Annotated in this window: 3 protein-coding genes and 1 pseudogene; 1 reads left to right on the top strand and 3 read right to left on the bottom strand. The window is 63.0% G+C overall.

All coding sequences use genetic code 11. The annotated features are described in order from the left end of the window. The first annotated feature begins 287 nt into the window (after nt 1–287). Nucleotides 288–1,418: a glycosyltransferase family 4 protein gene (locus JF66_RS17720; RefSeq protein ID WP_035880093.1), complete on the top strand. Its 1,131-nt coding sequence runs from the start codon at nt 288–290 to the stop codon at nt 1,416–1,418. Between the two features lie 48 nt (nt 1,419–1,466). Here the strand turns inward: JF66_RS17720 and JF66_RS17715 are convergent, their stop codons facing one another. From JF66_RS17715 to JF66_RS23800, 3 genes and pseudogenes are all read right to left on the bottom strand, one after another. Then, nucleotides 1,467–2,468 carry a GDP-L-fucose synthase gene (locus tag JF66_RS17715; RefSeq protein WP_035880092.1) on the bottom strand — a complete coding sequence of 334 codons (1,002 nt, stop codon included), beginning with the start codon at nt 2,466–2,468 and terminating at the stop codon, nt 1,467–1,469. After that, a complete protein-coding gene (gene gmd / locus JF66_RS17710; protein ID WP_035880090.1) occupies nt 2,468–3,532 on the bottom strand; it encodes a GDP-mannose 4,6-dehydratase in 1,065 nt (354 codons plus the stop codon). The genes JF66_RS17715 and gmd overlap by 1 nt, the downstream gene beginning before the upstream one ends. Before the next feature lie 87 nt (nt 3,533–3,619). Continuing rightward, nucleotides 3,620–4,176, bottom strand: a pseudogene (locus tag JF66_RS23800) (hypothetical protein); the annotation flags it as partial.

The following is a 4,176-nucleotide window of genomic DNA, read 5'->3' as shown; positions in this document are numbered from 1 at the left end:
TCGGTCGGGTTCTACACCGTCATGCACCACGATGAGGTCAACCTCAACGCCTGTGCTCCCGAGAATGGATTCAACAGCCTCGTCCAGCCATTTGTCGAGTCGAACGGTCGGAATGACCACACTTACACCGCGCACAGAGTCAGGTCCTTTTCCATTGGATCGTTATGTCAAGGCTAACCGACGTCACGATGCGAGCGACCCGCGCACGTAAACTGGATGCTTCCGGGGCTACGCCGTCCGCTCCCCTGGAGTCTGCACCACACGAAGTAGTCAGGGAAATACAGTTCATGCCAGAACAGCAGCACATCCTCTTTGTGGTCAACAGCTTCCCTCCCCGCGTAGGCGGCATCGAAAGGCACATCGCAGACCTCGCGCACGAACTCGTGCGCCAAGGGCATCGGGCAACGGTTGTGACGCTCGCCGACGAACCCGGAGTCTCCGTAGAGAATGGCATAACCGTGCATCGGCTGCCCCGGCACTTCCCTATCGCTTCCGTGATGTCCTTCCCCTCATTCGGAACAGCCCGACGTCTCCGTCGCCGATTCGCCGGGGCCGGTGTGACCGCAATTTCGACACACACGCGATTCTTTCCCATGTCCTGGGTCGGACTCGCGGTCGGAAAGAGACTGCGGATCCCCGTGGTGCACACCGAGCATGGATCAGACTTTGTTCGTGGCGTCTCCCCACTGATCGGCTGGGCGAGTCGGGTCGTTGACGTCACCTTCGGGCGGCGCACTATGCGCGGGGCGACCAGCGTCCTCGGCGTTTCTGAGCAGGTTGTGGCGTTCGTGAGACGTTTGTCTGGGGTGACCGGGCAGGTCTTCTACAACGCCATCAGTTTGGAGGGCTGGCCGGCGCAGGTGGAGCAGTCAAGCCCTCGGCGCCGCTTCGTGTTCGTGGGACGGCTTGTTCCCGGAAAAGGATGGGACCGACTTCTCGATGCAGCGGCCATCCTGGCCAGCGACAGTTCCGTAGGTCCGTTTACCGTGGAAATCCTCGGCGACGGCCCCGATATGGCTGCCGCGACGTTGCAAATTGAGCGCCAGGGGCTTACATCGATCGCGCACACTCACGGTTACGTGAGCGGTGAAACGGTCCGCTCGTACCTGCACGACTCAGTTCTCGTCAACCCGACGACCCTGGCAGAAGGGTTCCAGACGACGTTGTTGGAAGCACTGGCCGGCACCTGCCAGATTGTCACGTACCTCGTTCCGGGAGCAGCGAAGCTGGCCAGCGAGGGCGCACCTGTGCTGCTGGTGAACGACCAGACGCCAACCGGCTTGGCTGCCGCGATGCGCACGGCCCTCGATTTCCCCCAGCCGGCATATCCATTGGAACGACTTGAACAGTGGTCGTGGCCACAGAGAGTTGGACAGTACGTGTCCCTCGTCGAGGAAGCGCGCAGCCGTCTCGCCTAGGACGATTCGCTGGGCACGGTCATGGGCGCACGCCCGTGACCGTGGCCGTTACTGGCGGATGGTGTCCTGATGTTCGCGGTACCACTGCACGGTGGAACGCAGGCCGGCTTCAAGGTCGATGCGGGCGGTCCACCCGGCCTGAGCGAGCTTAGACACGTCAAGGAGCTTCTGCGGGGTGCCGTCAGGCTTGTCGGTGTCCCACTCGGTGGTGCCGGTGAACCCCACCACACGGGCGATCGTCTCCGCGATCTCCCGGATCGTCACATCACTGCCGGTACCCACATTCACCTGCTCGGGGCCGTCATAGTGCTCCATCAGGTGCAGGCACGCCTCGGCCATGTCATCCACATGCAAAAATTCGCGGCGCGGCGTGCCCGTACCCCAGTTCGTCACGCTCGACGCACCAGACGTGGCCGCGTCGTCGTAACGACGGATCAGTGCAGGCAGCACGTGCGACCCGGCGGGCGAGAAGTTATCGCCGGGCCCGTAGAGGTTCGTCGGCATCGCCGAGATCCACGGCAACCCGTACTGACGACGCACGGCCTGAATCTGCAAAATACCGGCGATCTTCGCGATCGCATACGCATCATTGGTCGGCTCCAGGTGCCCGGTCAGCAGGGAGTCTTCCCGGATCGGTTGCGGCGCCAGCCGCGGGTAAATACAACTCGACCCGAGAAACAACAGTCGCTCCACGCCGTGCTTCAGCGCGGCATCGAGCACGTTCACCTGAATGCGCAGGTTGTCGCTCAGAAAGTCCACCGGGAACGTGTTGTTCGCGAGGATCCCCCCGACCTTCGCCGCCGCGAGCACCACGTAGCGCGGCTTCGTCTCGGCGAAAAACGCGAACACCGCGTCGCGGTCCTTCAAATCCAAGTCCGCCGACGACCGACCCACCAGGTCCGTGAACCCCTCGGACTGCAGGCGCCGCCAAATGGCTGAACCCACCAGGCCGCGGTGCCCGGCCACGTAAAACGTGCCGGTGCGATCAAGCGGCCCGGGCGTGAACTCCACCATGTCGCGGGAATCGGATGTCTCGGTGGTCACCGTCATCACAGAACCGGCGCCGGGCTCTTCGTGCCCCAGCTCGCGAGCTTGACCTCGTCGATCCACCGACCACCCGCATGACTCAGCGCCGTGATGTCGGCATCAACCATGATCCGTGCCAGCTCCGCCGTGTCAACGGTCGCCTTCCAGCCCAGCTTCGCCTCCGCCTTCGACGCGTCACCGACAAGAGCGTCCACCTCGGTGGGGCGCAGGTAGCGTTCGTCGAAACGCACGTGCTCCTCCCACTCGAGGCCCGCGTGCTCGAACGCGGTCTGTACGAAGTCCCGCACCGTGAAGTTGCCGCCGGTCGCGAGCACGAAGTCTTCCGGCTCATCGACCTGCAGCATGCGCCACATGCCCTCCACGTACTCCGCGGCATAACCCCAGTCGCGAATGGAGTCGAGGTTGCCCAGATACACGTGGTCCTGCTTGCCTGCCTTAATCGCCGCGACAGCGCGGGTGATCTTGCGCGTCACAAACGTCTCGCCACGACGCGGCGACTCGTGGTTGAACAAAATGCCGTTCACGGCGAACATGCCGTACGCCTCGCGGTAATTCTTGGTAATCCAGTAGCTGTACACCTTCGCCGCACCATACGGGGAACGCGGGTAGAACGGCGTCTCCTCGTTCTGCGGCGGCGGAGTCGCCCCGAACATCTCCGAACTCGACGCCTGGTAAAACCGGCAATGAATCCCCGACATCCGCACAGCCTCAAGCAGACGAATCGTACCCATCCCCGTCGTGTCAGCCGTGTGCTCCGGCTCATCAAACGACACCCGCACATGCGACTGCGCCGCCAGGTTGTACACCTCGTCGGGCTTGATCTCAGCGAGAAGCGTCGACAAGCGTGAGCCGTCGCTCAGGTCGCCGTAGTGCAGGAACAGCTTCGCGCCGGTATCGTGCGGGTCCACGTACAGGTGATCAATCCGCGACGTGTTGAACGTCGACGCCCGACGAATCAGACCGTGAACCTCATACCCCTTGCCGAGCAACAACTCAGCAAGGTAAGAACCGTCCTGCCCGGTGATGCCGGTAATAAAAGCGCGCTTCGTTGATGCTGCCACGTTCATGTTCCCCAGTCCAGATGCGCCGAGGCACGATCATCTTGTGAATATTGGTCAAGGATAGAGCTTACCGGCCACGGAAAAGGCGTCAGGTCACGTCACGGTGGCGGTCGTGCAGGCCAGTGCGGTATTCTGCCCGGCCACGCTGTTGATCGCGTAGACACACACTTGATGGCGGCCCGGTGCTGCCGGGATCGTCTCGGCGAAGCCATGGTTGTTGCCGTACCCAGGGTACGCACCACCGACATCCGTGCGCACCTTGTTGGCCTGATAGGCCACCCCGACGCCGTCGACGTACACGTGCACCGCGATCGAGTTCGCCGTGTCAGGATCAAGAGCCCAGCCGCCGACGGTGATTCCACCCGTCACCGGAGCAGCCGCTTCCAGCACCCCGATCGGCGTGCGCCCGCGCTCAACGATGCCCGATACACCAGGAACCGTCACCGTCGCACAGCCCAACACAGGGTGCGCGCCCGGACCGGTGTTGATCCCATACACGCACACCTGATGTGACCCCGGAGCCGCCGTCACCGTCTCAGCAAAGCCATGGTTGTTGCCGTACCCAGGGTACGCACCACCAACATCCGTACGCACCTTGTTGGCCTGATAGGCCACCCCGACGCCATCGACGTACACGTGCACCGCGATCG

It is taken from the genome of Cryobacterium sp. MLB-32 (genome assembly GCF_000738085.1).
In the GTDB taxonomy this organism is placed as follows: Bacteria; Actinomycetota; Actinomycetes; order Actinomycetales; family Microbacteriaceae; genus Cryobacterium.
The sequence above is the reverse complement of the archived record's forward strand: the minus strand, read 5'-3'. Positions and strand labels throughout refer to the sequence as shown.

Coding starts and splice junctions, on each gene's coding strand:
- JF66_RS17720 (WP_035880093.1), top strand. CDS start 288: ATGCCAGAACAGCAGCACATCCTCTTTGTGGTCAACAGCTTCCCTCCC.
- JF66_RS17715 (WP_035880092.1), bottom strand. CDS start 2,468: ATGACGGTGACCACCGAGACATCCGATTCCCGCGACATGGTGGAGTTC.
- gmd (WP_035880090.1), bottom strand. CDS start 3,532: ATGAACGTGGCAGCATCAACGAAGCGCGCTTTTATTACCGGCATCACC.